Source organism: Abiotrophia defectiva ATCC 49176 (assembly GCF_000160075.2).
Lineage (GTDB): Bacteria > Bacillota > Bacilli > Lactobacillales > Aerococcaceae > Abiotrophia > Abiotrophia defectiva.
Window position 1 is genome coordinate 750,183 of the sequence record NZ_KI535340.1, and the last position, 24,395, is coordinate 774,577.

The 24,395-nt window shown below is 50.5% G+C and carries 26 protein-coding genes; 3 read left to right on the forward strand and 23 right to left on the reverse strand.

What is annotated here, in order from left to right:
* The first annotated feature begins 221 nt into the window (after positions 1–221).
* On the forward strand, positions 222–1,571 hold the full coding sequence (locus GCWU000182_RS03350; protein ID WP_023391344.1) for a BaiN/RdsA family NAD(P)/FAD-dependent oxidoreductase: 1,350 nt from the start codon (positions 222–224) through the stop codon (positions 1,569–1,571).
* A 282-nt stretch (positions 1,572–1,853) separates the two neighbouring features.
* On the opposite strand, the gene GCWU000182_RS03355 is transcribed toward GCWU000182_RS03350, so the two are convergent.
* The 13 genes from GCWU000182_RS03355 to GCWU000182_RS03410 form a co-directional block, all read right to left on the reverse strand.
* Positions 1,854–2,768 (reverse strand): substrate-binding domain-containing protein, encoded by a 915-nt coding sequence (locus GCWU000182_RS03355; protein WP_023391346.1) that lies wholly within the window; start codon positions 2,766–2,768, stop codon positions 1,854–1,856.
* A gap of 14 nt (positions 2,769–2,782) precedes the next feature.
* Positions 2,783–3,439: a phosphate signaling complex protein PhoU gene (gene phoU / locus GCWU000182_RS03360; RefSeq protein WP_023391347.1), complete on the reverse strand. Its 657-nt coding sequence runs from the start codon at positions 3,437–3,439 to the stop codon at positions 2,783–2,785.
* Positions 3,440–3,458: 19 nt separating this feature from the next.
* Complete coding sequence (gene pstB, locus GCWU000182_RS03365; RefSeq protein ID WP_023391348.1) at positions 3,459–4,220, reverse strand: phosphate ABC transporter ATP-binding protein PstB; 762 nt, start codon at positions 4,218–4,220, stop codon at positions 3,459–3,461.
* 1 nt (position 4,221) lies between these two features.
* Positions 4,222–5,040, reverse strand: coding sequence for a phosphate ABC transporter permease PstA (gene pstA, locus GCWU000182_RS03370; protein WP_023391349.1), 819 nt, complete (start codon positions 5,038–5,040; stop codon positions 4,222–4,224).
* Positions 5,040–5,900: a phosphate ABC transporter permease subunit PstC gene (pstC, locus tag GCWU000182_RS03375; protein WP_023391350.1), complete on the reverse strand. Its 861-nt coding sequence runs from the start codon at positions 5,898–5,900 to the stop codon at positions 5,040–5,042. The genes pstA and pstC overlap by 1 nt, the downstream gene beginning before the upstream one ends.
* 161 nt (positions 5,901–6,061) lie before the next feature.
* Positions 6,062–7,510: a polysaccharide deacetylase family protein gene (locus GCWU000182_RS09575; RefSeq protein WP_023391352.1), complete on the reverse strand. Its 1,449-nt coding sequence runs from the start codon at positions 7,508–7,510 to the stop codon at positions 6,062–6,064.
* Between the two features lie 39 nt (positions 7,511–7,549).
* A complete protein-coding gene (cls, locus tag GCWU000182_RS03385) occupies positions 7,550–9,097 on the reverse strand; it encodes a cardiolipin synthase (protein ID WP_023391353.1) in 1,548 nt (515 codons plus the stop codon).
* Entirely contained in the window at positions 9,090–9,722 is a 633-nt protein-coding gene (locus GCWU000182_RS03390; RefSeq protein ID WP_023391354.1) for a sugar O-acetyltransferase, read from the reverse strand. The genes cls and GCWU000182_RS03390 overlap by 8 nt, the downstream gene beginning before the upstream one ends.
* 167 nt (positions 9,723–9,889) lie before the next feature.
* Positions 9,890–11,896, reverse strand: a complete 2,007-nt coding sequence (gene tkt, locus GCWU000182_RS03395) for a transketolase (RefSeq protein WP_035363995.1) — start codon at positions 11,894–11,896, stop codon at positions 9,890–9,892.
* Positions 11,897–11,985: 89 nt separating this feature from the next.
* A complete protein-coding gene (locus GCWU000182_RS03400; RefSeq protein ID WP_023391356.1) occupies positions 11,986–12,597 on the reverse strand; it encodes an NUDIX hydrolase in 612 nt (203 codons plus the stop codon).
* A gap of 60 nt (positions 12,598–12,657) precedes the next feature.
* On the reverse strand, positions 12,658–12,834 hold the full coding sequence (locus GCWU000182_RS10155) for a hypothetical protein (protein ID WP_023391357.1): 177 nt from the start codon (positions 12,832–12,834) through the stop codon (positions 12,658–12,660).
* A 132-nt stretch (positions 12,835–12,966) separates the two neighbouring features.
* Positions 12,967–13,608, reverse strand: a complete 642-nt coding sequence (gene trmB / locus GCWU000182_RS03405; RefSeq protein ID WP_023391358.1) for a tRNA (guanosine(46)-N7)-methyltransferase TrmB — start codon at positions 13,606–13,608, stop codon at positions 12,967–12,969.
* Positions 13,609–13,611: 3 nt separating this feature from the next.
* Positions 13,612–14,442, reverse strand: a complete 831-nt coding sequence (locus GCWU000182_RS03410) for a phosphotransferase family protein (RefSeq protein WP_023391359.1) — start codon at positions 14,440–14,442, stop codon at positions 13,612–13,614.
* 205 nt (positions 14,443–14,647) lie between these two features.
* Here GCWU000182_RS03410 and GCWU000182_RS03415 point away from each other — a divergent pair, with 205 nt between their 5' ends.
* Positions 14,648–15,904 (forward strand): MFS transporter, encoded by a 1,257-nt coding sequence (locus GCWU000182_RS03415; protein WP_035363999.1) that lies wholly within the window; start codon positions 14,648–14,650, stop codon positions 15,902–15,904.
* An 87-nt stretch (positions 15,905–15,991) separates the two neighbouring features.
* Here the strand turns inward: GCWU000182_RS03415 and ftsX are convergent, their stop codons facing one another.
* The 4 genes from ftsX to GCWU000182_RS03435 form a co-directional block, all read right to left on the reverse strand.
* Complete coding sequence (gene ftsX, locus GCWU000182_RS03420) at positions 15,992–16,882, reverse strand: permease-like cell division protein FtsX (protein WP_023391361.1); 891 nt, start codon at positions 16,880–16,882, stop codon at positions 15,992–15,994.
* Positions 16,869–17,555 (reverse strand): cell division ATP-binding protein FtsE, encoded by a 687-nt coding sequence (ftsE, locus tag GCWU000182_RS03425; protein ID WP_023391362.1) that lies wholly within the window; start codon positions 17,553–17,555, stop codon positions 16,869–16,871. Before ftsE ends, ftsX begins: the two co-directional genes overlap by 14 nt.
* 98 nt (positions 17,556–17,653) lie before the next feature.
* A protein-coding gene (gene prfB, locus GCWU000182_RS03430; RefSeq protein WP_156905283.1) for a peptide chain release factor 2 occupies positions 17,654–18,767 on the reverse strand; the annotation gives its coding sequence in 2 pieces (ribosomal slippage) (positions 17,654–18,694 and positions 18,696–18,767; 1,113 coding nt in all).
* 109 nt (positions 18,768–18,876) lie between these two features.
* Entirely contained in the window at positions 18,877–19,239 is a 363-nt protein-coding gene (locus tag GCWU000182_RS03435) for a MerR family transcriptional regulator (RefSeq protein ID WP_023391364.1), read from the reverse strand.
* 77 nt (positions 19,240–19,316) lie between these two features.
* On the opposite strand from GCWU000182_RS03435, the gene GCWU000182_RS03440 reads away from it, so the two are divergent.
* On the forward strand, positions 19,317–19,640 hold the full coding sequence (locus tag GCWU000182_RS03440) for a hypothetical protein (protein ID WP_023391365.1): 324 nt from the start codon (positions 19,317–19,319) through the stop codon (positions 19,638–19,640).
* 41 nt (positions 19,641–19,681) lie between these two features.
* Here GCWU000182_RS03440 and GCWU000182_RS03445 read toward each other — a convergent pair whose 3' ends face one another.
* The 6 genes from GCWU000182_RS03445 to GCWU000182_RS03470 all read right to left on the reverse strand — a co-directional run bounded on the left by GCWU000182_RS03445 (position 19,682) and on the right by GCWU000182_RS03470 (position 24,381).
* The gene (locus tag GCWU000182_RS03445) at positions 19,682–20,215 is read right to left on the reverse strand and encodes a DUF1697 domain-containing protein (RefSeq protein WP_023391366.1); all 534 of its coding nucleotides are present in this window, start codon (positions 20,213–20,215) and stop codon (positions 19,682–19,684) included.
* 110 nt (positions 20,216–20,325) lie between these two features.
* Entirely contained in the window at positions 20,326–22,656 is a 2,331-nt protein-coding gene (locus tag GCWU000182_RS03450; protein WP_023391367.1) for a type II CAAX endopeptidase family protein, read from the reverse strand.
* The gene (locus tag GCWU000182_RS03455) at positions 22,646–23,389 is read right to left on the reverse strand and encodes an ABC transporter ATP-binding protein (RefSeq protein ID WP_023391368.1); all 744 of its coding nucleotides are present in this window, start codon (positions 23,387–23,389) and stop codon (positions 22,646–22,648) included. Before GCWU000182_RS03455 ends, GCWU000182_RS03450 begins: the two co-directional genes overlap by 11 nt.
* Before the next feature lie 24 nt (positions 23,390–23,413).
* Complete coding sequence (locus tag GCWU000182_RS03460) at positions 23,414–23,611, reverse strand: hypothetical protein (protein WP_023391369.1); 198 nt, start codon at positions 23,609–23,611, stop codon at positions 23,414–23,416.
* The gene (locus tag GCWU000182_RS09580) at positions 23,601–24,188 is read right to left on the reverse strand and encodes a DUF3278 domain-containing protein (protein ID WP_023391370.1); all 588 of its coding nucleotides are present in this window, start codon (positions 24,186–24,188) and stop codon (positions 23,601–23,603) included. Before GCWU000182_RS09580 ends, GCWU000182_RS03460 begins: the two co-directional genes overlap by 11 nt.
* On the reverse strand, positions 24,166–24,381 hold the full coding sequence (locus GCWU000182_RS03470) for a helix-turn-helix transcriptional regulator (RefSeq protein WP_023391371.1): 216 nt from the start codon (positions 24,379–24,381) through the stop codon (positions 24,166–24,168). The genes GCWU000182_RS09580 and GCWU000182_RS03470 overlap by 23 nt, the downstream gene beginning before the upstream one ends.
* Between the last annotated feature and the right edge of the window lie 14 nt (positions 24,382–24,395).

Consider the following 24,395-nt stretch of genomic DNA (forward strand, 5'->3'; position numbering starts at 1 on the left):
AAATCTAGTTGTTTGACATTACTATTGAGTTTCCGGGGCTCATAGTGGGGCAAACAATACCGTTATCCATATTAACGTGATTTGCCCCAAAAGTCAATAGTATTTGCCAAATTCCTCCCCCAAAAAAGATTACAAACGCATAACAGCGAAAAAGTGGACTTAGGCCCGTCCTTACGGTAAAGTAAAGGGGACTTGAAACACGTTTTATAAGGAGAATTCACATGACACATCCTAGCTTCGACGTCCTCGTGGTCGGCGCCGGTTCCAGTGGCCTCATGGCCGCCATTAATGCCGCCAGCCAAGGGGCCCGCGTCCTCCTCCTGGAGAAGAATAAGCGACCTGGCCGCAAACTCCTGCTATCAGGTGGTGGCCGTTGTAACGTCACCAACCGGACCAGCCGCCAGGACCTGATTGCCCACATTCCCGGCAACGGCAAATTCCTCTACTCGGCTCTCAATCAATTCGACCAAGATGACATTATCGACTTCTTCCAGTCCCGGGGCGTCGCCCTCAAGGAAGAGGACCACGGTCGCATGTTCCCAGTGACCAATTCGGCCCGGACCATTCTGGACACCCTGCTGGCTGAGCTAGAAGCCCTAGATGTCACCATCTGGTACGAAGCGCCCGTTGAGCGCCTGCTCCTGGACCGGGAAGCCGGCCGGGTGCGTGGTGTCCTTCTGGCTAGCGGTAGAGAAGTCTTGGCGCCTGCCGTAGTGCTAGCCGTGGGTGGCCGCGCCTATCCTAAGACCGGGGCCACCGGCGATGGCTACGCCTGGGCGCGGGCGGCCGGCCACACCATTGAGCGTCTTTACGCCACCGAAGCCCCTCTCTTGAGCCAGGATAGCTTCATTGTGGACAAATCCCTACAAGGCGTCTCCCTACGCGACGTGGCGGTGACAGTTTGGGATGCGGTGGGAGCTCCTTCTGCATCTTCCCAAGCCCAAACAGCCGAAAACACGCCTGACAAGCAATCTAGCGCCCCCGCCAAGGCCATCGTCACCCACCAAATGGACATGATTTTCACCCACTTTGGCTTTTCAGGCCCGGCCATCCTACGTTGCTCCGGCCACGTCAACCAGTGGCTCTTTGCCCATCCAGAGGCGGAATCCTGCCTGCTAACGGTCAACTTCCAGCCTAACCTGACGCAGGCTGAACTGAGCGCCCAGGCAGAAGTCGGTCGCGACAAACAGCTACTGACCTTGCTTAAGCAATGGGTGCCTGAGCGCCTGGCCTTGGTCCTCTGCCAGCAATTAGGGGTGGCGCCAGAGATTGCCTTCAAGCAGCTGACCCATGCCCAGGTTGCCCAGCTCTGGCAGCTCATGACGGCCTTTCCACTAAGCGCGACCGGATCTCAACCTCTGGAAAAGGGGTTCGTGACCGGGGGCGGTGTCTCCACCAAGGAAGTCAATCCTAAGACCATGGAGTCTAAGCTGACCCAAGGCCTCTTCTTCTGTGGCGAGTTTCTGGACATTAACGGCTATACCGGCGGCTACAACATCACCGCCGCCTTCGTAACCGGCACCATCGCCGGCCAATACGCCGCCTGGAAAAGCTTCGAGCTACAAGGCTGATCATTTATTAACTTCCTGCCCGAGCTAGTGGTCCACTCTTCAAAGTGGTCCACTCTCCAAAGTGGGCCACTAGCTCACAGCTTTTCTCCCCTTTTGCGCCTTTTTCGACAGCTTCCGCCCCAGCCAGTGGTCCACTCTTCAAAGTGGGCCACTAGCTCATGACTTTTCTCCCTATTTACGCCTTTTTCGACAGTTTCTGCCTCAGCTAGTGGTCCACTCTTCAAAGTGGACCACTGGCTCACCAAAAAGCGGCTAGGATACAATCCTAGCCGCTTTTTTATCTTACCAATGAGTTTTCTGGCCGCTGAAAATGGCTTGTAATTCGGTCAGTGTCAGATTTTTCAGCTGACTCTGAGCCGGGTTGACCACCACCACGATACCGTCCAAGGCAAAGGTGGCGTGTCCGACTTGGCTAGCCTCGCTAGTCGTCAGCTCCCGTGACAGCATGCCGATATCGGCGGTGCCATCTAGGGCCGCAGTGAAGCCGGCCGTCGACCCGTTGGAGGTCACATTGATTTTCACACCAGGATTGAGCTTCTCGTAACGCTCGGCTAGCTTCTCAATGACCGGCGTCAAGGAAGTTGAGCCAACTAAGCTCAGCTGGCCCTTGTAGCCATCCGAACTGTAGTCATAGGCGCCCGCCGCCTGCTCCTGCCAGGTCGCCTTGCTGCCAGGACTAATATAGCCGGCGCTCTCCACTATAGCCTGCCCCTCACGCGAGAAGACGAAGGACATGAAGTCTTGGCCTAGCTCGCTTAGCCCCTCTTCTTTCCAAGCCAGGTTAAAGGGCCGGGCCAGGGGATAAGAGCCGTCACGCACTGCCTCAGCGCTGACCGCCACCCCATCCAAGCTCAGGGCCTGGATGCTGTCATTGAGGGAGCCAAAGGAAATATAGCCAATAGCCGCCGGGTTGCCGGCCACCACCTGAAGGACGCCACCCGTCGTATTAAGGACGTCAGCTTCCACGGTGATATTGTCGTCGCCTTTGGCATCTTGGACTTTAGCCAATTCCACAAAGGCCTGGCGCGTTCCAGACCCCGCTTCCCGGCTGACCACAATAATGGGCTGGCCGCTGACCGAGCTAGCAGCAGCTGCCTCCAAGCCAAATGGCCCATGAACGCCCGCTAGAAGCCCAGTCACTAGAGTCGCCAGCGCCCACTTCAGGCACCGGCTCCCCCATTTCTTTTGCTTAAACATGATCTACTAGCCTCCTAGTTGAGCTCGACGATTTCGCCCGTGTTGAGGAAGACTACCCGCTCGCAAATGTTAGTTACATAGTCGCCAATCCGCTCTAAGCTGCCGGCCACGCCCAAGTAGTCAATCCCGGCCGGAATCAGCTCCCGTTTGCGCTCCATGCGCTCAGCTGTATCACGGTAGACCGCCTCCAGCAATTCATCAATTTCCTCGTCCATGAGAGCCACCTTACGGGCCTTTTTAGCGTCACGAGTGATGTAACTGTCCAAGGCGTCCGCAATCATCTTCTCGGCCACTTGCGCCATGCGGGCTAGGTAACCCTTAACCGTCTGACTTTCTTCGTCGTGGTCTTGATTGCGCAGGGCGATAGTCCCGATGGAAACCGCGTGGTCAGCAATGCGCTCTAGGTCAATGCTGACATGAAGAACAGCAAAGAGCATACGTAAGTCCTGGGCCACAGGTTGTTGCAAGGCAATAATCTTGTGGGTATCTTTTTCGATTTCGGCCGTTGTCGCGTTGATTCTCAGGTCATCACTGAAGACTTCGTGGGCCAACTCGGTGTCGCTTTCAATATAGGCTTGGGTGGCCTTGTTGACTGAAGTTTCAGCCGCCTTGCCTAGGTCTAAGAGCTTGTTGTGTAAGGCTTCTAATTCTTGAACATAGTTATTACGCATAGGTCATACCTCCTCTAGATTAGCCGAAGCGGCCTGAGATGTAGTCATTGGTCCGTTGATCGTGTGGATCGGTAAAGATTTGGGCCGTGTCGCCAAATTCCACTACTTCCCCCGATAGGAAGAAGGCCGTCTTGTCCGAAATACGGGCTGCCTGTTGCATGTTGTGAGTCACAATCACGATAGCGTAGCGGTCCTTGAGTTCCTGGATCAAGTCTTCAATCTTGTTGGTTGAAATAGGGTCCAGGGCTGAAGTTGGCTCGTCCATAAGCAAGACTTCAGGATCGTTGGCGATAGCTCTGGCAATACAAATCCGTTGTTGTTGTCCCCCTGACAATTCAGTGGCATTGGAATGCAGCTTGTCCTTGACCATATCCCAAATCGCCGCCCCCTTAAGGCTATTCTCCACGATTTCATCCAGGACTTGGCTGTCCTTAATGCCATGAGTACGTGGCCCATAAGCGATATTGTCATAGATGGACTTAGGGAAAGGGTTAGGTTGCTGGAAGACCATGCCCACTTGCTTACGTAATTGGGTGACATCATAGTTCTTACTATAGATATTCTTGCCGTCCAGCTCAATTAGCCCTTCTACGCGGGCGCTAGGCACCAAGTCCTGCATGCGGTTGAGGGTCTTAAGGAAGGTGGACTTACCGCAACCAGAAGGGCCGATAAAGCTGGTCACGACCTTGTCTTCCAGTTGCATATTGACGTTTTTGAGGGCATGAAAATCTCGATAATAGAGATTGAGATTGGTAACATTAAACTTGTATGGCTGAGTCATCTTAATTTCCTCCTCGGCTTAAACGACGCCCAATGTAGCTCGATAAGCCGTTAATTGCTAGTACTAAGAGAATAATGACGGTCCCGGTCGCGTAGGCTTCCTTAAGGTGAAGCCCTTCTGACGAGAGCACGTACATGTGTAGGGACAGAGTCCGAGAACTGGACATAAGGCTGGATGGCAGGCCGGTCGCCGACCCCAGGGTAAAGAGCAAGGCAGCCGTTTCCCCGACAATCCGCCCGACGGCCAGAATAACCCCTTGTAGGATGGCTGGCATAGCCACAGGCAGAACTACCGTGAAAATGGTCCGCAATTTGCCGGCGCCCAGGGCCAAACTCCCCATACGCAGGGAATTATCGACCTGTAGCAGACCTTCTTCAGTCGCCGAAATAATAATGGGCAAGACCATAATGACAATGGTCAGAATCCCGGCCAAGAGTGAAAATTGGAAACGTAGGTAGATAACGAAGAAGAGCATCCCGAACAAGCCATAAACAATGGACGGCACAGCTGCCAAGGTGTCCGTAGCCAGACGAATGACTTTGACTACTTTGGATTTGCGGTCAGCGTACTCTACTAGGTAAAAGCCGGTAAAGACACCAATGGGGGTGGCAATCGCCAGGGACAGACCGACCGTAATCAAGGTCGAAATCAAAGCGGGCGTCAAGGACAGATTCTCCGTCGTGTAGTCCCAGGCGAAGAGGCTGGGCGTTAAGGCACCAAGTCCGTTCCAGACAATAAAACCTACAATGAAGGCTAACATGCCCAGGGTGAAGGTAGCCGAAGCGTAGATCAGCCACTTAACCCAAGTAAGCTTAGACATTAGCGTTTACCCCCTTTGTTTTTAACCCGGGTGAAGAAGAGGTTAATAATCAGAATGAAGACGAAGAGGACCACGGCTGTGGCAATTAAGGCTTCCCGGTGCTGGCCGGTCGCATAGGCCATTTCCATGACGATATTGGTTGTCAGGGTCCGAACCCCTTGGTTGAGTTCTGTAGGAATACGTGGTTGGTTGCCCGCCACTAGGATAACGGCCATGGTTTCCCCGATGGCCCGGCCAATCCCGAGGATAATGGCTGACAAAATGCCGTTTTTAGCAGCTGGCACTACGACCGTCAGGATGGCCCGCTCGTGGGTGGTTCCTAGGCCGATGGCCCCTTGATAGTAGGACTTAGGGACATTGCGAATGGCGGATTCCGACAAGCCAATAATAGTCGGTAGGATCATAATGCCTAGCAGGAGCGAGGCTGTCACCATATTCATGCCCGACCGGCCCATAATCCGGAAGAAAGGCACGAAGATTTGGAGGGCGAAGAAACCATAGACAATTGAAGGAATGGCCGCCATCAGGTTAATGGCCGACTTGGCATAGCGATAATAGCGTTTTGGACAGTAGAAGACCATGTAGACGGCCGTCAGGACCCCAATGGGCACCCCAATCAGGATGGCGCCTCCTGTGACAATCAGGGAACCCACAATCATGGGCAGAATGCCAAATTCAGGCTGACTGGCCGTTGGCCGCCAGTTAGTCCCAGTCAGGAATTCCCAAACTCCCTGCCGCAGAATAAAGGGCAGACCGCCGGAGAAGATAAAGTAAAAGATCAGGATAATAGATAAGACCGAGATTAAAGCCGAAATCAAGAAGACATATTTCATGACGGTCTCACGTACATCACGTTGCATAGTGGTAACTCCTATAGTATTAATTCAAATATGCGAGGTCTAGACATGCTAACTCTCCTCCATTATACACAAACTTGCGCTGGCTTGCCTAGCAGGACGAAGCAAATTGTGCTTAAGTCAGCACAAGAAAAGGACCGGAAATCACCTTCCGGTCCTTTGGCTTAGTAATAGTAATAGCCTAAGTCGTTCTGCTGTGGCATGACGAAGTGATAGCCCTTCTCCTTGAAGATAGGGATGAGGACATCAATGGCTTCCACTGTGGATATGTGGGTATCGTGCATGAGAATCACCGACTTAGGTTGCAAGTGGCTCAAGACCTGCTCAATAATCATGTCCTTGTCGTGGCTCTTCCAGTCTTCGGAATCCACGTTCCAGACAATCGAGGTCATAGGCTGTAGGAGGTCTACTACCCGTTTACCCCCACTCCCAAATGGCAGGCGGTAGAGGGTTGGCGTAACACCCGTCGCTTCTTGAATAGCTTCTTGGGCGTATTGAATTTGCTTCTTAACCCCTTCATCCGACTCCTTGGCCATGTCGGGGTGGGTATAGGTGTGATTGCCGATTTGGTGGCCGGCATCCCGCACCTTACGGGCGATCTCAGGATACTTCTCGACGAAGCCCCCCATCATGAAGAAGGTGGCCTTCACCTGGTGCTTATCTAAGACTGCCAGTAACTTCTCTGTCACTTCTGGATTAGGACCATCGTCAAAAGTTAGACTGATCAGTTTACGGTGGTCAATGGCAGAGCCTGACAAGCCATCTGCTAGGCTAGCACAAGACCAGAGGGCCTCGATGCTTTCCTTGGATAAGTTATCGTCGGTGGCATTTTTAGCTACTGCCTTGGCGAAGTCTTTGGCCTTATCCTTGAGTTGGTCGCTTAAGTCCTGGGCATCGGTATGAGCCTCAATCTTTTGGATATCTTGCTCGATGACCTGGAGAGTGGCCACGTTCGTGTCCACCGTCGCTTGGTCGACGGTCGTCCCCAAAGATAAGTCGCTAATCGCCGCCGTCACCTTATCTTTCAAAGCAAAGACTTGATCAGCCTCCGCAATCAGTTCTTGGATGGCTTGGCCTAGGGCATCTTGCTTTCCTACCTTGCTTACCGCTTCATTGCTAGCTACAGACTTAACCGTCTCAGCCGTCACACCCTCAGCTAATTTGGCCTGGTGGTTGACCTGGCTACCTTGAATGAGGGCCTGGTCGCTAGCATAGAGCTGGCTCAGGGCTTGAATGGCTTGGTAACGGGCTTCTGCTGCTTGATAGTCCTGCATAAGCCGGTAACCAGACCAACCTCCCAAGGCTTGGACCTTAGACTTGGCCGCCTCTAACTTGCTGGTCGAGATATCTTGAGCTAAGAAGTCTCGTTGCGGACTGAGGTAGAGGTCCTGAATGGCGCTCTCGGCTGCTTGGATGCTCTGGCTTGAACCCCCGCGAATAAGAGGGAAAGCCACCCAGGCTAGCACTAGCACTGCGATAGCTCCCGCTAAGAGGGTCAAGCCTGTCCGGGTTGCCCGTTTTCTCAAGGTCGCTGGGTCACTGGCAGGGCTAGGACTGATCTCTTCTGAAGGTTTAATTGGATCTTGCTTGCTTACTTGTTCTTGGTCTGACATGTCAAATCCGTCCTCTTCAACAATAATTTTTGACTTAATTTATACAAATGGTGCAACAATCCGTAAGACAGCATCCCATAGCATACCAGTCAAGGTATTACGGGTGTCTGCCAGGGTGATTTGGCGAGCTTGGGCTTGAGTGGCCAAGAAGTCCGCCTTGATGGTTGGAATAACTGGATGATCGTATAACATAGCGCTCAACTCAAAGTGCAGATAGAGGGAGCGGTAGTCCAGGTTAATGGTCCCCACACTGGCCAGACGATCGTCCGCCACAAAGGTCTTGGCATGGAGGAAGCCCGGGCTGAATTCATAAATCTTAACCCCTGCTTCAATCAAGGGACGATAGTAAGAACGGGTCATACGGAAGACCATCTTCTTATCCGGAATACCTGGTGTCATGAGGCGGACATCCACCCCACGTCTCGCCGCCAGAGTCATAGCTGTCTGCAATTCATAGGAAATAACCAGATATGGCGTATAGATATAGACATAATCCTGGGCAATATTGAGCATATCACGATAGACATTTTCACCTAAAGGCTCATTATCCAAAGGCGTGTCACCATATACTTGGACAAAGCCCTGAGAAGGGTCGGCTAGCGTTAACGCCTGCTCCGCCAGGGTATCATCTTTGAAGGTCTCATAGTTAATGTCTTTCTTAGGATAGAAGGCATTCCACATATCTAGGAAGAGGGTGGCCAGACTCCAGACACCCGGCCCTTCCAGGCGAATCAGATTATCCTTCCAATAGCCAAAACGTTCGATTTCATTGATATATTCATCGGCTAGGTTCATACCACCTGTGAAGCCCACCTTGCCGTCGACGACCACAATCTTACGGTGGTCACGGTTGTTAACGGCCAGCGAAATCACCGGCGTAAAAGGATTGAACTGCAGGCACTTAATACCGATGGCCTCCATTTGCGAGACAAAGTCACTAGGCAGGGTGGTCAAGCAACCAAAATCATCATAGATCACCCGAACCTCCACTCCTTGGTCAGCCTTTTGCGCTAAGACTTCGAAGACCTGATCCATGAAGAGGCCTGGATTCATAATGAAAAATTCAAGCAATATATAGCGTTCCGCCGACCGCAAAGCCTCCAAAAGAGGCTCCAAGGCCAACTCACCTGCGGCATAATAATCTACTCGGGTATCACCATAGACCGGTAAATTAGAGGTTTGTTCAATATAATAGCTGAGGCTAGCCAACCGAGAATCCTGCTCTAACAGGTGAGGATAAGCCCCTGACACAGCTTGGCCATAATCCTTGGCCACTTGGTTGGCTACCTGGGCTGCCATGTGTCGGCTAGGCCGCTTGTTACCGAAGAGGGCATAGAAGAGGCCACCGAAGATAGGCAAAAGTCCCATTAAGATAATCCAGCTCATACGATAAGCCGGGTTCTCGTTCTTACGAATCAGATATAGGGTCATGATGACCGTGAAGACCCGCAAGAGTGCGTCCAGTACCAAGGAGTAATCGATGATGTTGAGAAAGACCGTGGCAAACCAGACTAGCTGAATCAGAATCAAGAGGGTCGTCACTAGGGCCCGCCCAGTAGTAAAACGACCGCGGAGTTTTTTAATCACGATCTCCCTCCTCTGCTGCCTTGCTAGCAAAGTAGTCAGCTTCAACCGCCTCCCAATGCAGGCGCTCCTCCTGACCTAAGGTCCGAATGATACGGGCTGGATTGCCTGCCGCTAGCACATCAGCCGGTAGGTCCTTGGTGACAATCGAACCTGAAGCCACGACCGTGCGAGGGCCAATCGTCACGCCAGGATTGACCACCACATTGCCACCTAGCCAGCACTCATCGCCAATGGTGATGGGCTTAGCCAATTCAATGACACGGTTGCGGACCCCAGCATCCAGGGGATGGGTCGCCGTATAGAGGCTGACCCGAGGCCCAAACATGACATTGCGACCAATGGTAATCGGTGCCACGTCCAGCATAATACAATCAAAGTTGGCGTAGAAATACTCGCCCACTGAGATATTGCAACCATAGTCCACATAGAAGGGAGACTCAATATGACAACGCTGGCCAATTGCCGCGAAGGTGTCCTTGAGAATCTGATACCGAGCTTCCTTTTCCGTCCGCGACAAGGCGTTGTAGCGTTCCATCGCCAAGCGCCCCTTTTGGCCCAATTGGCGCAACTCCATGTCTGATGGATCATAAGCTTGCCCAGAAATCATTCGTTCATATTCGCGCATAGTAGTATCCCCCTTCTTAAGCTACTCCCTTCTATTATACCCGATGACGCCCCTTTGAAACAACTCTAAATACCAAAAATGTGCGCTTAAATGCACACTTTTGGCCTCCTCTCGCCATAGAAAAAAAGGGCTGGAAGTTAGCTTCCAACCCTTTTAAATTCTTTAGCTTATTTAGCGAAAGCTTCTAAGTAACGTGCCACCACGTTATCTACTGTGAAGCCAAATTGAGCCATGACTTGGTCAGCTGGACCTGATGCCCCGAAGCCATCAATCCCCACAGTGACACCGTCTAAGCCGACATATTTTTGCCAACCGAAGGTTGAAGCCATTTCAACAGACAGACGGTTGCGAACGGCATTTGGCAAGACGGATTCCTTGTAAGCCGCATCTTGTTCGTCGAAGCGGTTGAAGGCTGGGAAGGATACAACCGATACATCCACGCCGTGTTCTTCACGTAATTTAGCTTGAGCTGCTACAGCCAAGGCTACTTCAGAACCAGAAGCTAGGAGTAAACCAGCAGGTACTTGACCTTGAGCTGGGGATACCACATAAGCCCCTTTACGTACGCCTTCTTCAGCCAAGGATTGGCTGTTAGCCAAGACTGGCAAGTTTTGACGCGTTAAGACTAACATACTTGGACGCGTTTGTTCTTCCAATGCCACTTTCCAAGCAACGTAAGTCTCGTTCACGTCTGCTGGACGGAAGACATTGAGGTTAGGTAAGGCACGGAAGGCAGCCAATTGTTCGATTGGCTCGTGGGTTGGGCCGTCTTCCCCAACTGCGATTGAGTCATGTGTCATGACATAGATCACTGGCAATTGAGATAAGGCAGCCAAACGTACAGCAGCCTTGAGGTAGTCAGTGAAGACGAAGAAGGTCCCACCGTAAATCTTAGACCCCCCATGGAGGGCTACCCCGTTCATGGCAGCTGCCATGCCGAATTCACGTACCCCAAACCAGATGTTGCGACCTGCGTAGTTGTCAGGCATGAAGTCTTGTTCTTGGCTGTTCATAGTCTTGTTAGAACCAGATAAGTCGGCAGAGCCACCCCATAGGAAAGGCACGCCTTGGCCTAAGGCTTGAATGGCCTTGAAGCTTGAGTTACGGCTGGCGTCAGCCGCTGTTTCTGGACCAACTAGTTTCAAGCCTGCATCATAGCCTTCTGGCAATTTACCTTGGAAGGCGGCGACTAAGGCAGCAGCCTTTTCAGGGTGTGCAGCCTTGTAAGCTTCGAATAATTGGTTCCAAGCCTCATTGGCTTTGGCACCACGCGCTTGAACTTTCTCAGCGAAAAGTTGAGCTGCTTCTTCTGGCACAGTGAAGGCAGGGTAGTTCCAGCCGTATTTAGCCTTGGTTGCTGCCCAATCTTCTGAGCCTAAAGGTGCCCCGTGAACCTTGGCAGTCCCTTCGTTCTTAGAACCAAAGCCGATCACGGTCTTGATTTCGATGATAGTTGGTTGGCTAGTGTGAGCCTTAGCTGCTTCAATGGCTGCAGAAATAGCATTCAAGTCGTTACCATCTTCCACGCGGAGATAGTGCCAACCTTGTGCTTCAAAACGGTCTTTGACATTTTCTACGAAGGCTTGAGATAAGTCCCCGTCCAAGGAAATATCGTTAGAATCGTAGAGCACTACTAATTTACCTAATTGGAGCTTACCGGCTAAGGAGCAGGCTTCATAGGCTACCCCTTCCATTAAGTCCCCGTCACCACAGAGGGCATAGGTGTAGTGGTCAATTACTGGGAAGTCAGGCGTGTTGTAGGTCGCACCTAAGTGGGCTTCAGCCATGGCCATGCCGACAGCTGTCGCAATCCCTTGACCTAAAGGACCAGAAGTCGCTTCTACCCCGTGCGTGTGACCCACTTCTGGGTGACCAGGGGTTTTGCTGCCTAATTGGCGGAAGTTCTTCAAGTCATCAATGCTTACATCAAAGCCAGCGGTATGCAACAGGCTGTATAGCAAGGCTGAACCATGGCCCGCACTGAGGATAAAACGGTCGCGGTTGAGCCAGTCAGAATCCTTAGCGTTAACATTCAAGTGGCCTGCCCACAAGGCATAAGCCATCGGTGCCGCCCCCATTGGTAAACCAGGGTGACCTGAGTTAGCAGCCTCAATTTGGTCCACACTCAGGGTCCGTAGGGTATTGACGGCGAGTAAGTCTTTTTCATTAAACATGCGCATATCTCCTTTGCTTTGTTGCTTGCCTTTATTGTAACATGAATCGGGTAAAAATCGAACAAATTAAATGTTCGAATGCTCAAAAATCAATCGATTAACACCTGCCAACGCTCACCCTCCTGATAAGCCTCATGGCAGAGCGCGATTTGTTGGTAGGAGCTTTTGGCTTCAAAGAGTTCCGGCAAGTCATCCGGAGCGAAAAATTTCGCTGCCTGAGTCTCGACATTGGCCTGGAAGTTTTGAGTCTGGTAGTCACACTCGATGAAGCACTTGAGAATAGTTAAGGGATTATGACCTGGATTATGCAGATTGCGGTCTTGAATCATAATCAGACGCTTAGCCTGTCCGACGACACCGGCCTCCTCCCAAAGCTCCTTGAGGGCATTGGAAGTCAAGGTCTCCGTCACATCCATCCAGCCACCTGGCAGGGCCCAGCGACCATCGGCTTCCTGAACTAGCAGAATCTTACCGTCTCGCCAGACCACCGCTCGGGTATCGACCTTAGGCGTCTGATAGCCATATTCGCCATCAAAGCCCAGGTCCAGCTGCTCCCGGGTCAAATTAGACCTTTGGGCAATCAGTTGCTTGGCGATGACTTGAATCCGCTCATAGCGCTCGGTGTCGAAGACATCCTTGGAATAGAAGACACCTGCCAGGCCAATGGCAATGAGTTCCTTTAACAAGACCAGTTCATCCATACACCTTCTCCTCCCTCTCTACGAAAAAAGAGGCCCCAAGGGCCTCAGGGTCTTGCAAGATTAGAATGAACCTTCGTCTTGCAAACCCCGAAGAAGTTCTTGGAAGGCTTCTTCAGAATCAACTACGTGGAAGGAGGTGCTGCAGCACCCTACACCACAATGACCATCCGCATGGTCTTGTGCGGCCAATTCTTCGTCTTCGATGTTTTCGATTTCTAATGGATTATCTTTTACCATAATACCGCCTCCGGTTGCTTTTGATAACGCTATTATACCAGATTTATCAGGCCTTGTATAGAGACACGCTTAATCCGAACTAGTCAGGCCCAATCAAAAAGGGACAGGAAGTCATCTTCCTGCCCCAAGGGCTTATTTTCTAAACTTTGCTTCCATGCGATAAATACGGTGACCACGCGAAGAGAATTTCTCCTCATATTCAGTCATGACATTATCAGGGAAGTCCGACTGGTGCAAGTCTAACCAGACTTGTTTGAAGTAGAGGCCATACTGGGACATGCTAGCCAAGGAATACTCGAAAAGGCCTTGGTTGTCGGTCTTGAAGTGAATCTCCCCTTCTGGCACCAAAATCTCTTGGTATTGAGCCAGAAAATCAGGCGAGGTCAGACGACGCTTGGCATGTTTTTTCTTAGGCCAAGGATCGCTGAAGTTGAGGTAGACCAGGGACACTTCACCCGGCGCGAAGTACTGGTTGAGATTGCGGCCATCAGCGTGAAGAATCTGCAAGTTAGGTAAGTCTTCCCGGATTTGATGTTCCAAAACGGTTACGATGACACTGGTTTGAATCTCAATACTGATGTAGTTAATTTCAGGGTGACGCTTAGCCATTTCTACGATAAAGCGGCCCTTACCGGAACCCACTTCAATATGAATAGGCTGTTCCTTGGCGAAACGGGTCTGCCACTGGCCACGGAGTGTCTCCGCCTGCTGAGGCACATACTGAGGATGGGCATCCAGTTTATCCTGGGCCCAAGGTTTATGACGTAATCTCATAACTTAGAAAAACTCCTTTGGTTGATGGGCGAGACGCCGCTTATCAGCTTGCGCCCCTTGGTAGATAGACTTCAAGAGTAGGACCAACTCGTTCATACGGTCGAAGCGATTCTCTTGGTAATAGTGTTTGATAATGAGTAGACAGTTAATCTGGCTATACCACTGCACTCGTTTGTAGGTAGTAGCATCGAAGCGCAGTCCATAAGTCTTCAGCCATTGAGTCCACTCGCTAGGCCGGTAATACTCGCAGAGTAGGCGGCTAAGGTCGCTAAGCGGATCAGCAATGCGTACATTCTCCCAGTCCACTAGATAGAGCTGGCCATCTTCCGCCTCCAAGAAATTAAGGTGATGCAAATCCCCATGGCAGACACAGTAGTTAACATTATAGAAGTCGTCATCTAAAGCATCTTCCAGAGAATGAATGACTTCATTGAAGAAGTGATGCTGGCAGAGGGCTGCTGGCAGGTCTTTGCAGTAGAGGGCAATAAAGTCCAAGGGATAGAAGAGTTGGTCTTCACTGCGCTTGAGCATCATGAGCAGGTAGTCAGATTGATGAATGGAACGAATTAATTGAATAACCTTTTCTTGGCCCATGTCTTCTCGGCTCAGCAGACGACCATCCTTCCATTCTTGAGCCACCAGGAGGTCCCCTGAATAGGTCCGCTGGGTCCACATGAGCTTAGGCGTAATCCCTTGCGCTGACAAGGCCGCCAAGAAAGGCGAGGAGTTGCGCTTGAAGAAGACGCGTTCGTTATTCTTAACGCCCATATAGGCATCACCACTAGCTCCCCCGATAGGGGTCATTTGCCAGTCTTGTTCCTGTCCATCTCGCATCCGGGCGCCTCCTCTCTCATAAGCATACAGTCCATTTTACCATGGAATGGACCCAGGTAAAATACTTTTCCACTAAATAGTTGATGTAAGCGATTCCGAGTTGTGGTTGGATTAATAGCCTTCCGCTCAAATTTCGGTCCTAAGGCCGATGGCAGCCACCAGCTCCTATGTTAGACTAGAATCGATTAAGAAAGGAGTGATTCCCATGGAAGCTAGACTCACCCAGGCATCCAATAAACAACTCAGTAAACTGATTGTATCCAACCTAGCCGGTACGCTCGGTTCTGCCATCCTGACCTTTGTCATCGGCTTGATTATTCTTAAGCACAGTGACTCAGCCATTTACTTCGGCCTGTCCCAGGCAGTAGGACCGGTGGTTTCCCTGCTACTGCTGCCCTTTACCGGTAGCCTAGTCGATAAATACAACAAACAACACATCATTATTTGGGCTCAAGGTCTCAGTATCCTAGCCCTGGGGCTGTTCGCCGGCTTTATCGCCACCACCCATCTGACTAGCAATCTGCTCATGGTCTTCCTGCTCTTGATTGCCCTCAAGATTTCCGACCAATTCCTGTCTACCGCTTCGGTGTCGGCCGCTACCAACCTAGTTGTTGAGGAGCACGTCCATAAACTCAGATCCATCGAACAAACCATTGGTGCCCTGTCTCAATTTATCGCGCCTATTGCTGGGGTTGCCCTCTATGCCACTCTGCCATTAGAATACCTGGTAGGGCTAGAGATTGGCTTAGAAGCTCTCGTCATTATCATCACCCTGACCCTTAACTTCCACCTCGTTGCGCATCATCAAGCTGATGCTGAATCCTCTCTCTTCAGCCTCTTCAAGGAAGGGCTGGACTTTATCAAGGCCCACAAGAAATTCCAACATACCTTGGCTCTCTTCATGTTCATTAACCTTCTGATTACAGGGGTCATTGTGGGCATGCCTTATGTCCAAGTCAAAGTCCTCCACTTCTCAGATTACTACTACGGCCTAACGGAAGCTGCGCTCAGCCTAGGCTTCATCTTAGTGGGGATTTACCTCTCCGCTCGTAAGGCTATCCGCTATCCACTACTCCTAGCCTGGAAATCCATCCTCACCATTGGCGGTCTGGTGGCGCTTATGGGGGCTGTCCTCTGGTTACCTCTGTCAACAGATGCCTTCTTCGCCTTCTTCCTCCTTATTAGTTTAATCTTTGGTGGTATCTCAACGGCCGTTAACATTCCCATGATGACTTGGGTCACCCAGATTGTACCCACTCACTATCAAGGCCGGATTTTCAATATCGTCTCAACGGCTAGCCAACTCCTCTCGCCCCTAGGTATGGTCATCTTCTCCTTAGGTTTCGACTACTTGCCAGCCAGCCTACTCTTCCTCTTATGCGGCGCTATTATGATAGGCGTGACCGCCTACTGGCCTCGCTTCTACAAGGTCAACATCTTGAGCAACCAATTAGAAGACTAACCTCAACTAAGACCCAGCCACTAGCCAAGCTAGTGGCTTTTTCTCATATTAAAAAGGACTGGCAATATCTTCCAGTCCTTTAGGATCTTATATGTCTAAGAAACGGCGGATTGAGCGGCCTGCCCCTAGGCGACCTAAGACAATCCCAATCACTAGGAGTCCTGCTCCTACATAGGCCATAATTGGCATGGTGGCTACCAGCTGGAGATTAGCTAGTCCTAAGAATCCAGGCAAGTAGCTATGGGCTCCTTCATAGATGCCATACAAGGCACCAAAGGCCAGAAGACCCGAAATCAAGCCAATATAGGCCCCTTCATATTTGAAAGGCGCGCGAATGTAGCGCTTGGTTGCCCCTACTAGGCGCATAATCTCGATTTCTGTGCGGCGGGCCAAAATAGTCAGACGAATAGTGTTAGACACCAGGAGTACCGCAAAGACAACGAAGATAGAGGCCAGTACGGCTAGGACAATCCGCACGGCATTGATGTTGCCTAGAATGGTCTCAACGTCTGTGGAACCATAATTGGCAGCTTCTACCTTGGCTAGCTTACGAATATCCTGGGCCACCTTATCTAGGTTCTCACCCTTATCCACTGAGACTACATAAACGTTATTGAGGGGGTTCTTATCCCCTTCGATGACATCGAAGTCAGAGGTGATCGTCTTCTTGTAGTGCTCTAATTCCTCATCCTTGCTGCGATAGACCACATCCGTGACGTGCTCAAGTCCTTGAATCTGCGTCTTGAGTGTGGCTTCTTCTTCTGCCGTCGCAATGCGGTCAATCAGCACCCGTACTTGGAAGGTCTGTTCGATATTTCGCGTCGCTTCATTAATGTTGGTCCAAATTAGGACGAAGCTCCCAATCATAATCAAGGTTAAGGTCATGGTGAAGATTGACACCAAGGTCATGAGTCCGTTACGGAAGAGGTTACGGAAACCGTCACGAATATGACGGAAGAAACTTCTAATGACTCTCATGGTAATCCCCCTTCCGGTCATCGCGGACAATCCGGCCACCTTCTAGCACCACTACCCGGTGTTGGAAGTGGTCCACTAGGGTATCGTTATGGGTCCCCATCAAAATGGTGGTTCCCTGGCGATGAATGGATTCTAGGACACGATGAATGCCCATGGCTGTCTCAGGGTCCAAGTTACCGGTTGGCTCGTCCGCAATCAAGATAGCTGGACGGTTGGCAATAGCCCGAGCAATGGCCACCCGTTGTTGTTCCCCACCTGATAACTCATTTGGATAGGATTTGGCCTTATGGGCTAGGCCCACTAATTCTAAAACTTCCTTAACCCTGGCTTTAATAGTCCGGCCACTCTCGCCCGTTACCTCTAGGGCATAGGCGATATTTTCGTAGACGTTCAATTTAGGCAGGAGCTTGAAGTCCTGGAAGACTACCCCTACCGTCCGGCGCAAGTGTGGCACTTGCCGCTCCTTAAGCTTATTGAGGTTAAAGTCCCCTACCCGGATAGTCCCGCGGGTCTGCATTTCTTCACGATAAAGTAACTTCATTAGGGTTGACTTACCGGAGCCACTAGGCCCAATCAAGTAGACAAACTCCCCTTTGTCAATGAAGAGGTTGATGTCGCGTAAGGCAATGGTCCCCTTGTCATATTGTTTGCTGACACGTTGTAATTGAATCATCTGGTCACCTTCTTTCTCTTTCTTTTTCTAAAATTCGGTCATTCTAAGTCTACCACATTCCCTCGTCCACTGGGTCACAAGGAGATGTCAATTGTGTATCAGGAGACAGAATCGCCCATTTGCCATTTGAGATAGGCATCGATAAAGCCGTTGAGGTCGCCGTCCATAACGGCCCCGGTATTCCCGACTTCGTAACTAGTCCGGTGATCCTTGACCATGGCGTAAGGGTGGAAGACATAGGAGCGAATCTGTGACCCCCAGGCAATGTCTTTCTGCTCCCCTTTGAGGGCGGCTAATTCCTTAGCCTTGTTCTCTTCCTCTAATTGGTAGAGCTTGGCCTTAAGCATGGCCATGGCTAAATCCCGGTTCTGGAACTGGGAACGCTGGGACTGGCTCTGGGTTACAATGCCGGTCGGAATATGGGTAATCCGAATAGCTGAGGAAGTCTTGTTGATGTGCTGCCCCCCAGCCCCTGAAGCCCGATAGGTATCAATCCGCAAATCATCGGGGTTGATGTCAATCTCAATGGTATCATCCAACATAGGCGTCACTTCTACCGAAGCGAAGGAAGTATGGCGGCGGCTGTTGGAGTCAAAAGGTGAAATTCGCACCAAACGGTGTACCCCTTTCTCTGACTTGAGGTAGCCATAGGCATTGTGGCCTTCGATTTCCAAGGTCACACTCTTAATACCTGCTTCTTCCCCGTCTTGATAATCCAAGACCGTTACCTTGAAGCCTTGCTTATCCGCCCAACGCTGGTACATACGCAAAAGCATGCTGCCCCAGTCTTGGGATTCGGTTCCGCCGGCCCCTGGATGAATTTCCAGAATGGCATTATTGGCATCATGAGGTCCAGACAGGAGCAACTTCATCTCGTAGGCATCCAGGTCCGCTTGGACTTGGGCCACTTGACCTTCCGCTTCGGCCAAGATGTCAGCGTCTTCTGACTCATCATAGAGCTCAAGGGCCACTTCAATGTCGGCCACGCCTTCTTCCAAGGCATGAATAGTCGAGTAAGTCTCCTTAGCTAAGTTAAGTTGGCTGATAATTTTCTGAGCCTTTTCGTTATCATCCCAGAAATCAGGCGCCGACATCTGATGTTCGTAGTCGGCAATATCTGCTTCTAAAGCCTCTAAGTCAAAGAGACCCCCTGAAGCTAGCTAATTGGTTATTGGCTTTGTCAATGAATTGACGAATTTCATATAATTCCATAATCAACGCTCCTTCGTTTAGTCAATCACCTTATTGTACCACGCAAAACCTAGCGGGACAATGGTAAAAGGCCCCACCAAGGGGCCTATAGCTTGAATTGTGTCTAGTTTTAAACTTCTAAGCACTGACGCAACTGATCGGCCAGAGCACCCAAAGACGCCCGGCGACGGTCCAAGTCAGCTTGTTGACGGTCTAAATCTGCCAGTTCTTCCTCCACAACCGCCAAATTCTCCCGCCATTGGATTTCGGTTCCGCAAGCCGTCTCATGCAATTCCTTAATGCGTTTAATGGCTTTGACTGATAAGCCCAGGGCTCGCAGTTCCAAAATATTGGTCAAAGCCGCCTCATGTTCAGGCAACCACTGATACTTACCGGCCACCTTGTCGGGCACCACGAGCCCCTCTTCAATATAGAATCTCAGGGTGTCGCGACTGACCTGGTATTTGGCTTCAATCTGACCTGTCTGCAACATTTTTGGGTTCCTCCTCTTGACAGGGGCTTAGCCCCTCAGGTTTTACTAGAGATAGTAACCTACAAGGAGGTCCTATCATGAAAATTATCTTACTAACGCTTTTAGTCCTCTATGCCCTAGCCATGCTAGGCGCCAGTCTTTATAGCCGGCGCCCCGGTCTGGCTTGGCTGACCGGACTTAATGTCTTCTGCGCCTTGAGTCTTATAGCAGCCAGCCTAGCAGCTTGCTTGGGTTGGCTGTCGCACGGGCCTGCCTGTTTTGGGCTAGGTTTGGCGCTAGTCAGCCTGATGATCTGCGCCCTGCTCAACGGCCATTATCTACTAGGCCGAATACAGGCACGCCATCTCTTAATTCGTGGCGCCCTATCCCTGATTCTCTGGCTAGCCTGCTGGCTGACCTAAGCAAAGAGCCGGACTTCCGAATCCGGCTCTTCTTTTTGGTCTTAACCTAGCAAGTCCCGCAATTTATCGAAGGTCTTGCCATTGCGGATAGTAATCTGCGGGTAGAAGTCCTCCTTGAGCAAGTACTTGTGGTAGGAGGTCTTGAGGTATTCACTTTCCGTGTATTTGCCCCAGAAGACCGCTCGGTCCCCGAAATGAACCACTTCATCGTGTAGGGGCATAGCCTGAATGCGAGCCTTCATATGCTCATAATCCACCTGATCGGTGTAGAAGAGCACATCACGACGTGCCAAGGGTTCCTGCCACCAATCCGGTACTTGTGCGGCATCCGCCAAGTAAGCATCGCGACTTAAGACCACATGATAAATGGTAAAAGGATAAGTCGCCAACATGTCGCCAATCTTAGCCTTGATGCGCTCCAAAGGCTCCTCCGTCTCGAAAAAGGCATTCCCACTATTGATGTAGGTAGTGACTGCTTCATAACCCAAAGCCTCAATCTGAGCTCTAAGTTCACTCATAACCACCTTGTTCTTGCCACCCACATTGATTCCACGAAGTAATAAAAGATATTTCATAAATTTCAAGTCACTCCCTATCTGGCTCCTATTATAACATAGTTTAGTGCTTGTAAGTCTATTATGCGCATAAAAACCTCGCTCTTAAGTCTCAGGAGCGAGGTTTTCTCTTATTGCAGTTGCAAGATACCGTAATAAACAAGCAGCTGTATGACACTTACAAATAGGTTATTCCCAATATGGAGGGCGATAGAATCGATAAGCTGATTCCGACGACGGAAGCTGAGGTAGAAAATAAAGCCCATGCCACCATAGATAGCCCATTCGAAGAAGGTGCTAGAGCCATGTAAATAACCGAATATCACAGACGACACCAGGCCAGCCAACCAACCAAAATTCCCCTTACTACAGAAGAGTTTCTTGAAGTAGCCACGGAAGGCGAGTTCTTCGCTAATCGGTCCAATTACCGAAATAACGAAATAAGCAATCCATAGGCTAGGTTCAGTAGCTAATCCCAAGGCGTTGCCTAAGGACACATCATTAGCCGTCCGTTGTTGGTAAGCTTGCATCATGCTGTAGACCAGGATAAACACTATCCGCATGGCAATGGTAGATACAAGCGCAATTCCCAAGTCTTTCCAGCCGAACTTGAGACGTTCACCGGAAAGCTTGTAATAGAACTTGAGACTAATAGCGGTGAAGATAATCCCACCTGCTAAGGCAGCCAACATCAAGTAGGTCTGTTGATCACCCACGACTTGAGCCAGTAAATTAAAGACGACAACCTGTGGCAACAAGCTGAACATAATGGCCAGGAAGCCTAGGACAATGGCTGGTGGCCAGTAATACCATTTATGTCTTAGTTGGCCAACCGCCTCAGCCCCACGGACTTGGACGGCTAGGCGATGCCAGGCCACTATCCCAATCATGGCCGCGACTGCTAGCAAGATTGCGGTCAGGAAGAGGGCGTGAACATAGCCTGTTCTCTCAGGCAACTTCATCAAGAGCACATACTCGCCTACAACCAAAGCAATGGTCACAATATAGCCTAGCAGCATCAGCATGCTCCGCACCCAGGTGCTGCCACGACTATAAAGTTCGGAGACATTAGACCATTGGGTGACAGGCTCCAGATAATCCTTAGTGTAGGACCAGCTAGACCAAGCCAGGCTGACCACTAGCCAGGTTAAGACTAGGCAGCCGATGACCCACCATTCCATGCCTAAGAAGAGGCAGAGGCCGATCAATATGGCCAGCGCTAGCGGGCTCTGTAGGCCAACTAATAGCCAGAATTTTTTCTTGAGATAGCCCATTAAATCCATTGGCAGGGTCTTGATATAGGCCAGATTGTCCCTTTCCAAGGAATGGCCCATCATAGCCAGACCGCCGTAGCCAGCGTTAAAGCCAGCAATAAAGATTACTAGGAGCATGAGGGGCGCCAGGTAGCGAGCTTGCACCAATTCCGCCAACAGTTCTGGTTTTTCTGACAAGCCCCCTAGGATGGCTATCAGGAAGATATAAGGGAAAATGCTACTCATCAGGATGGCCTGCATGAGCACCGAGCCCTCGCTTACCAGACGCCAAACGTAGGTTTTGACCCAGGCTAGACGCCCCTGACTACCAAATCGATAGATGCGGCTCTTGCGCTGACCTATGCCGGATTGGCTGGAAGTTGTCAGGGCTGCTTCGTAAAATTGCGGCACTACTCGAATCCGCAAGAGGATTTGGAGAGCCACTAAGACGGCTAGCCAAGGCAAGAGCCCCAGCCAGGCAGTGATTTGTCCTGGATTCATCACTAGGTCATAGAAGGGCATAAAAATCTGTGCCAAGCCAGATAGATGACTTAAATCATCCCGACTGCCATTAATTTGGAAGATAGCCCAGAAGGTGATAATCATCACCAAAGCCATGAGCAGATTGGAAGCCAATTGTTTATGTTGACGGAAAACAGTAGTTTTGGTCAAATAATGGGCTAGCACAATCAACAAAGAAATGATAGTAGCCAAAATCAGACTAAAGCCTAGCAGGGCTAGCGGCAAGGTCAAGACCAACAAGCCGGGACTCTGAATGGCTAAGAGAATAAAGTAGCAGAGGACGGGCAAGATGGTAAAGAGAATGACCATCAGAGCCGACAAGAGCTTGGCCAGCATAATTTCGCCCTCGGAATAGGCATAAGGCCGGTAAGCTTGTAGGTCGCCACTTTCATAGAAGACATTGTAGAAGGTCATAAAGCCCTGTCCCAGCATCATGAGCACGAAGACGGAAACAATCACTGTAAACCGAATAGGTGCCCCTGCCAATTGGAAAAAGCCATTCATAAAGCAGAAAAGAAAGACATACAAGGCTCCCACTAGCAGGTACTGGCGGAAGAGAATCATGGGTACATCCAGTTTCTTATTAGGATTGGCGGCCTGCTTTTGACGGTAGCGGGTGAGGGCACTGGCCTGACCGGCATAGAGGATATTGACCCGCATCAGTTGCCATATCATTTTAAGACGCATGAGACTCGCCTTCTTCCTTACGCCCTGCCAAATTCAAATAGATGGCTTCCAGGCTTTGGTCGGGATGTTCCGCCTTGAGCTCTGCCACGGTCCCATAGAAGATTAATTCTCCCTTCTTAAGGATAGCCAGGCGATCACAGATTTGCTCGGCTACTTCTAAGACATGGGTAGAAAAGAGTACGGTCTTGCCCTTGTCTGCATGGGCCCGCATGAGTTGCTTGAGGTCAAAAGCAGCCTGAGGATCCAAACCGGTCATAGGCTCGTCAAGCACCCAGATATCTGGGTCAGACAGCAGGGCCCCAATGACGAAAACCTTCTGCCGCATACCGTGTGAGAAGGTCTCAATGACTTCATAGCGGTGGCTGGCAAAATCAAAGAGATGAAGCAAATCTACTAGTCGTTTTTCATAATCCTGGCTGTTTAGGCCATAAGAGGCAGCCACCAAGTCCCAGAATTCCTGGGCCGTCAGGCGTAGGAAGAGGTCTGGTGAGTCAGCCACATAGCCAATCTTTTGCTTGATTCTTAGCCGGTGACTAGCTAAGTCCAAGCCATCGACTAGGATTTTGCCTGCAGTCGGGTTAATGACGGAGACTAGGGATTTGATGGTAGTGGATTTACCGGCCCCATTATGGCCGATTAGGCCGACAATTTGGCCTTCTTGGATGCTAAGGTTGAGATTTTTGAGGGCTTGAGTGGCCCCGTAAGTTTTAGAGACGTCTTGGAATTCAATCATGGGAATTACCTCCTAATCTGCTGATTACTTCTTATTTTTTCTCTGTTGCCAATAAACAAATACGAAGAAACTAAGGCCTAAAATCAGGCCAATGCTAATTCGCAGGGTCGAATCCATCTGAATGAGGGATTCCTGCCAGTAGCCCATGCCACGAGACAGGGCGATGGCAATCAGACCCATACCTGCCAGAATGGCTAGCCATCTTAGATAGTTAGTTTTCATGGTCATCCTCCTCTTGACTAGCGTCTAGGTCTTCTTCTAGGCCAGCTTGGCCATCTCGCAAACGCCGACGTCCTACTATGTAGGTCACAATCCCGAAGAAGACCCCTCCTAAGGCATTAATGATAATGAAGCGCCACTGGGTCAGATGAGCCATGCCATCTTCCCCCAAGAGGGCCCCGATGGCTGCTAGGGAAAAGTGCATCCAAACAGCGAAGAAGATTCCCGCCTTAAGGGCTGACCAGACTAAGTCTTTGAGGGCTTGCTGGACCTTATTAGGTTCGACTTCTAAGGCATCTAGCTTAAGGCGATGAACCTTGGTCGCCACATAGGTGTTGAGCCCTAATAGAACCAAGAGATTACATCCAAGCATGCCCCAAAAGGCCCACTCGGGTTGGAAGTACCAGAGAAAATAGGCTGCGACGTTGGCCAAGCCAAGATAGGGCAGCAAGATCAGATAGGCCTTGTTGCCAATCTTATTGATTTCGGCCATGCGATATTCGTCTAAGTTCTGTACCCCGTAAAAGCGGCGGATCCAGTTCTCCCAGCTAAATTTCTTATGCTTGTGTGGTTGATTCATGCAATTCGACCTCCCAGAATAAGGTATTCAAATCTGTCTCGAGCGCATAGGCTAGTTTGAGGCAGAGATCCAAGGATGGATTGTACTTGTCATTTTCGATTAGGTTGATGGTTTGTCGGGCGACCCCAACCTCTTTGGCTAGGGCTAACTGTGAGAGTTTCCGGCTCTGACGTAATTCTCGCACGCGGTTCATAGCACGCCTTCTTT

Excerpts from the sequence above, each read along its gene's own strand:
- GCWU000182_RS03350 (WP_023391344.1), top strand. The coding sequence starts at position 222 with ATGACACATCCTAGCTTCGACGTCCTCGTGGTCGGCGCCGGTTCCAGT.
- GCWU000182_RS03355 (WP_023391346.1), bottom strand. The coding sequence starts at position 2,768 with ATGTTTAAGCAAAAGAAATGGGGGAGCCGGTGCCTGAAGTGGGCGCTG.
- phoU (WP_023391347.1), bottom strand. The coding sequence starts at position 3,439 with ATGCGTAATAACTATGTTCAAGAATTAGAAGCCTTACACAACAAGCTC.
- pstB (WP_023391348.1), bottom strand. The coding sequence starts at position 4,220 with ATGACTCAGCCATACAAGTTTAATGTTACCAATCTCAATCTCTATTAT.
- pstA (WP_023391349.1), bottom strand. The coding sequence starts at position 5,040 with ATGTCTAAGCTTACTTGGGTTAAGTGGCTGATCTACGCTTCGGCTACC.
- pstC (WP_023391350.1), bottom strand. The coding sequence starts at position 5,900 with ATGCAACGTGATGTACGTGAGACCGTCATGAAATATGTCTTCTTGATT.
- GCWU000182_RS09575 (WP_023391352.1), bottom strand. The coding sequence starts at position 7,510 with ATGTCAGACCAAGAACAAGTAAGCAAGCAAGATCCAATTAAACCTTCA.
- GCWU000182_RS03390 (WP_023391354.1), bottom strand. The coding sequence starts at position 9,722 with ATGCGCGAATATGAACGAATGATTTCTGGGCAAGCTTATGATCCATCA.
- tkt (WP_035363995.1), bottom strand. The coding sequence starts at position 11,896 with ATGTTTAATGAAAAAGACTTACTCGCCGTCAATACCCTACGGACCCTG.
- GCWU000182_RS03400 (WP_023391356.1), bottom strand. The coding sequence starts at position 12,597 with ATGGATGAACTGGTCTTGTTAAAGGAACTCATTGCCATTGGCCTGGCA.
- GCWU000182_RS10155 (WP_023391357.1), bottom strand. The coding sequence starts at position 12,834 with ATGGTAAAAGATAATCCATTAGAAATCGAAAACATCGAAGACGAAGAA.
- trmB (WP_023391358.1), bottom strand. The coding sequence starts at position 13,608 with ATGAGATTACGTCATAAACCTTGGGCCCAGGATAAACTGGATGCCCAT.
- GCWU000182_RS03410 (WP_023391359.1), bottom strand. The coding sequence starts at position 14,442 with ATGCGAGATGGACAGGAACAAGACTGGCAAATGACCCCTATCGGGGGA.
- GCWU000182_RS03415 (WP_035363999.1), top strand. The coding sequence starts at position 14,648 with ATGGAAGCTAGACTCACCCAGGCATCCAATAAACAACTCAGTAAACTG.
- ftsX (WP_023391361.1), bottom strand. The coding sequence starts at position 16,882 with ATGAGAGTCATTAGAAGTTTCTTCCGTCATATTCGTGACGGTTTCCGT.
- ftsE (WP_023391362.1), bottom strand. The coding sequence starts at position 17,555 with ATGATTCAATTACAACGTGTCAGCAAACAATATGACAAGGGGACCATT.
- GCWU000182_RS03435 (WP_023391364.1), bottom strand. The coding sequence starts at position 19,239 with ATGTTGCAGACAGGTCAGATTGAAGCCAAATACCAGGTCAGTCGCGAC.
- GCWU000182_RS03440 (WP_023391365.1), top strand. The coding sequence starts at position 19,317 with ATGAAAATTATCTTACTAACGCTTTTAGTCCTCTATGCCCTAGCCATG.
- GCWU000182_RS03445 (WP_023391366.1), bottom strand. The coding sequence starts at position 20,215 with ATGAAATATCTTTTATTACTTCGTGGAATCAATGTGGGTGGCAAGAAC.
- GCWU000182_RS03450 (WP_023391367.1), bottom strand. The coding sequence starts at position 22,656 with ATGCGTCTTAAAATGATATGGCAACTGATGCGGGTCAATATCCTCTAT.
- GCWU000182_RS03455 (WP_023391368.1), bottom strand. The coding sequence starts at position 23,389 with ATGATTGAATTCCAAGACGTCTCTAAAACTTACGGGGCCACTCAAGCC.
- GCWU000182_RS03460 (WP_023391369.1), bottom strand. The coding sequence starts at position 23,611 with ATGAAAACTAACTATCTAAGATGGCTAGCCATTCTGGCAGGTATGGGT.
- GCWU000182_RS09580 (WP_023391370.1), bottom strand. The coding sequence starts at position 24,188 with ATGAATCAACCACACAAGCATAAGAAATTTAGCTGGGAGAACTGGATC.
- GCWU000182_RS03470 (WP_023391371.1), bottom strand. The coding sequence starts at position 24,381 with ATGAACCGCGTGCGAGAATTACGTCAGAGCCGGAAACTCTCACAGTTA.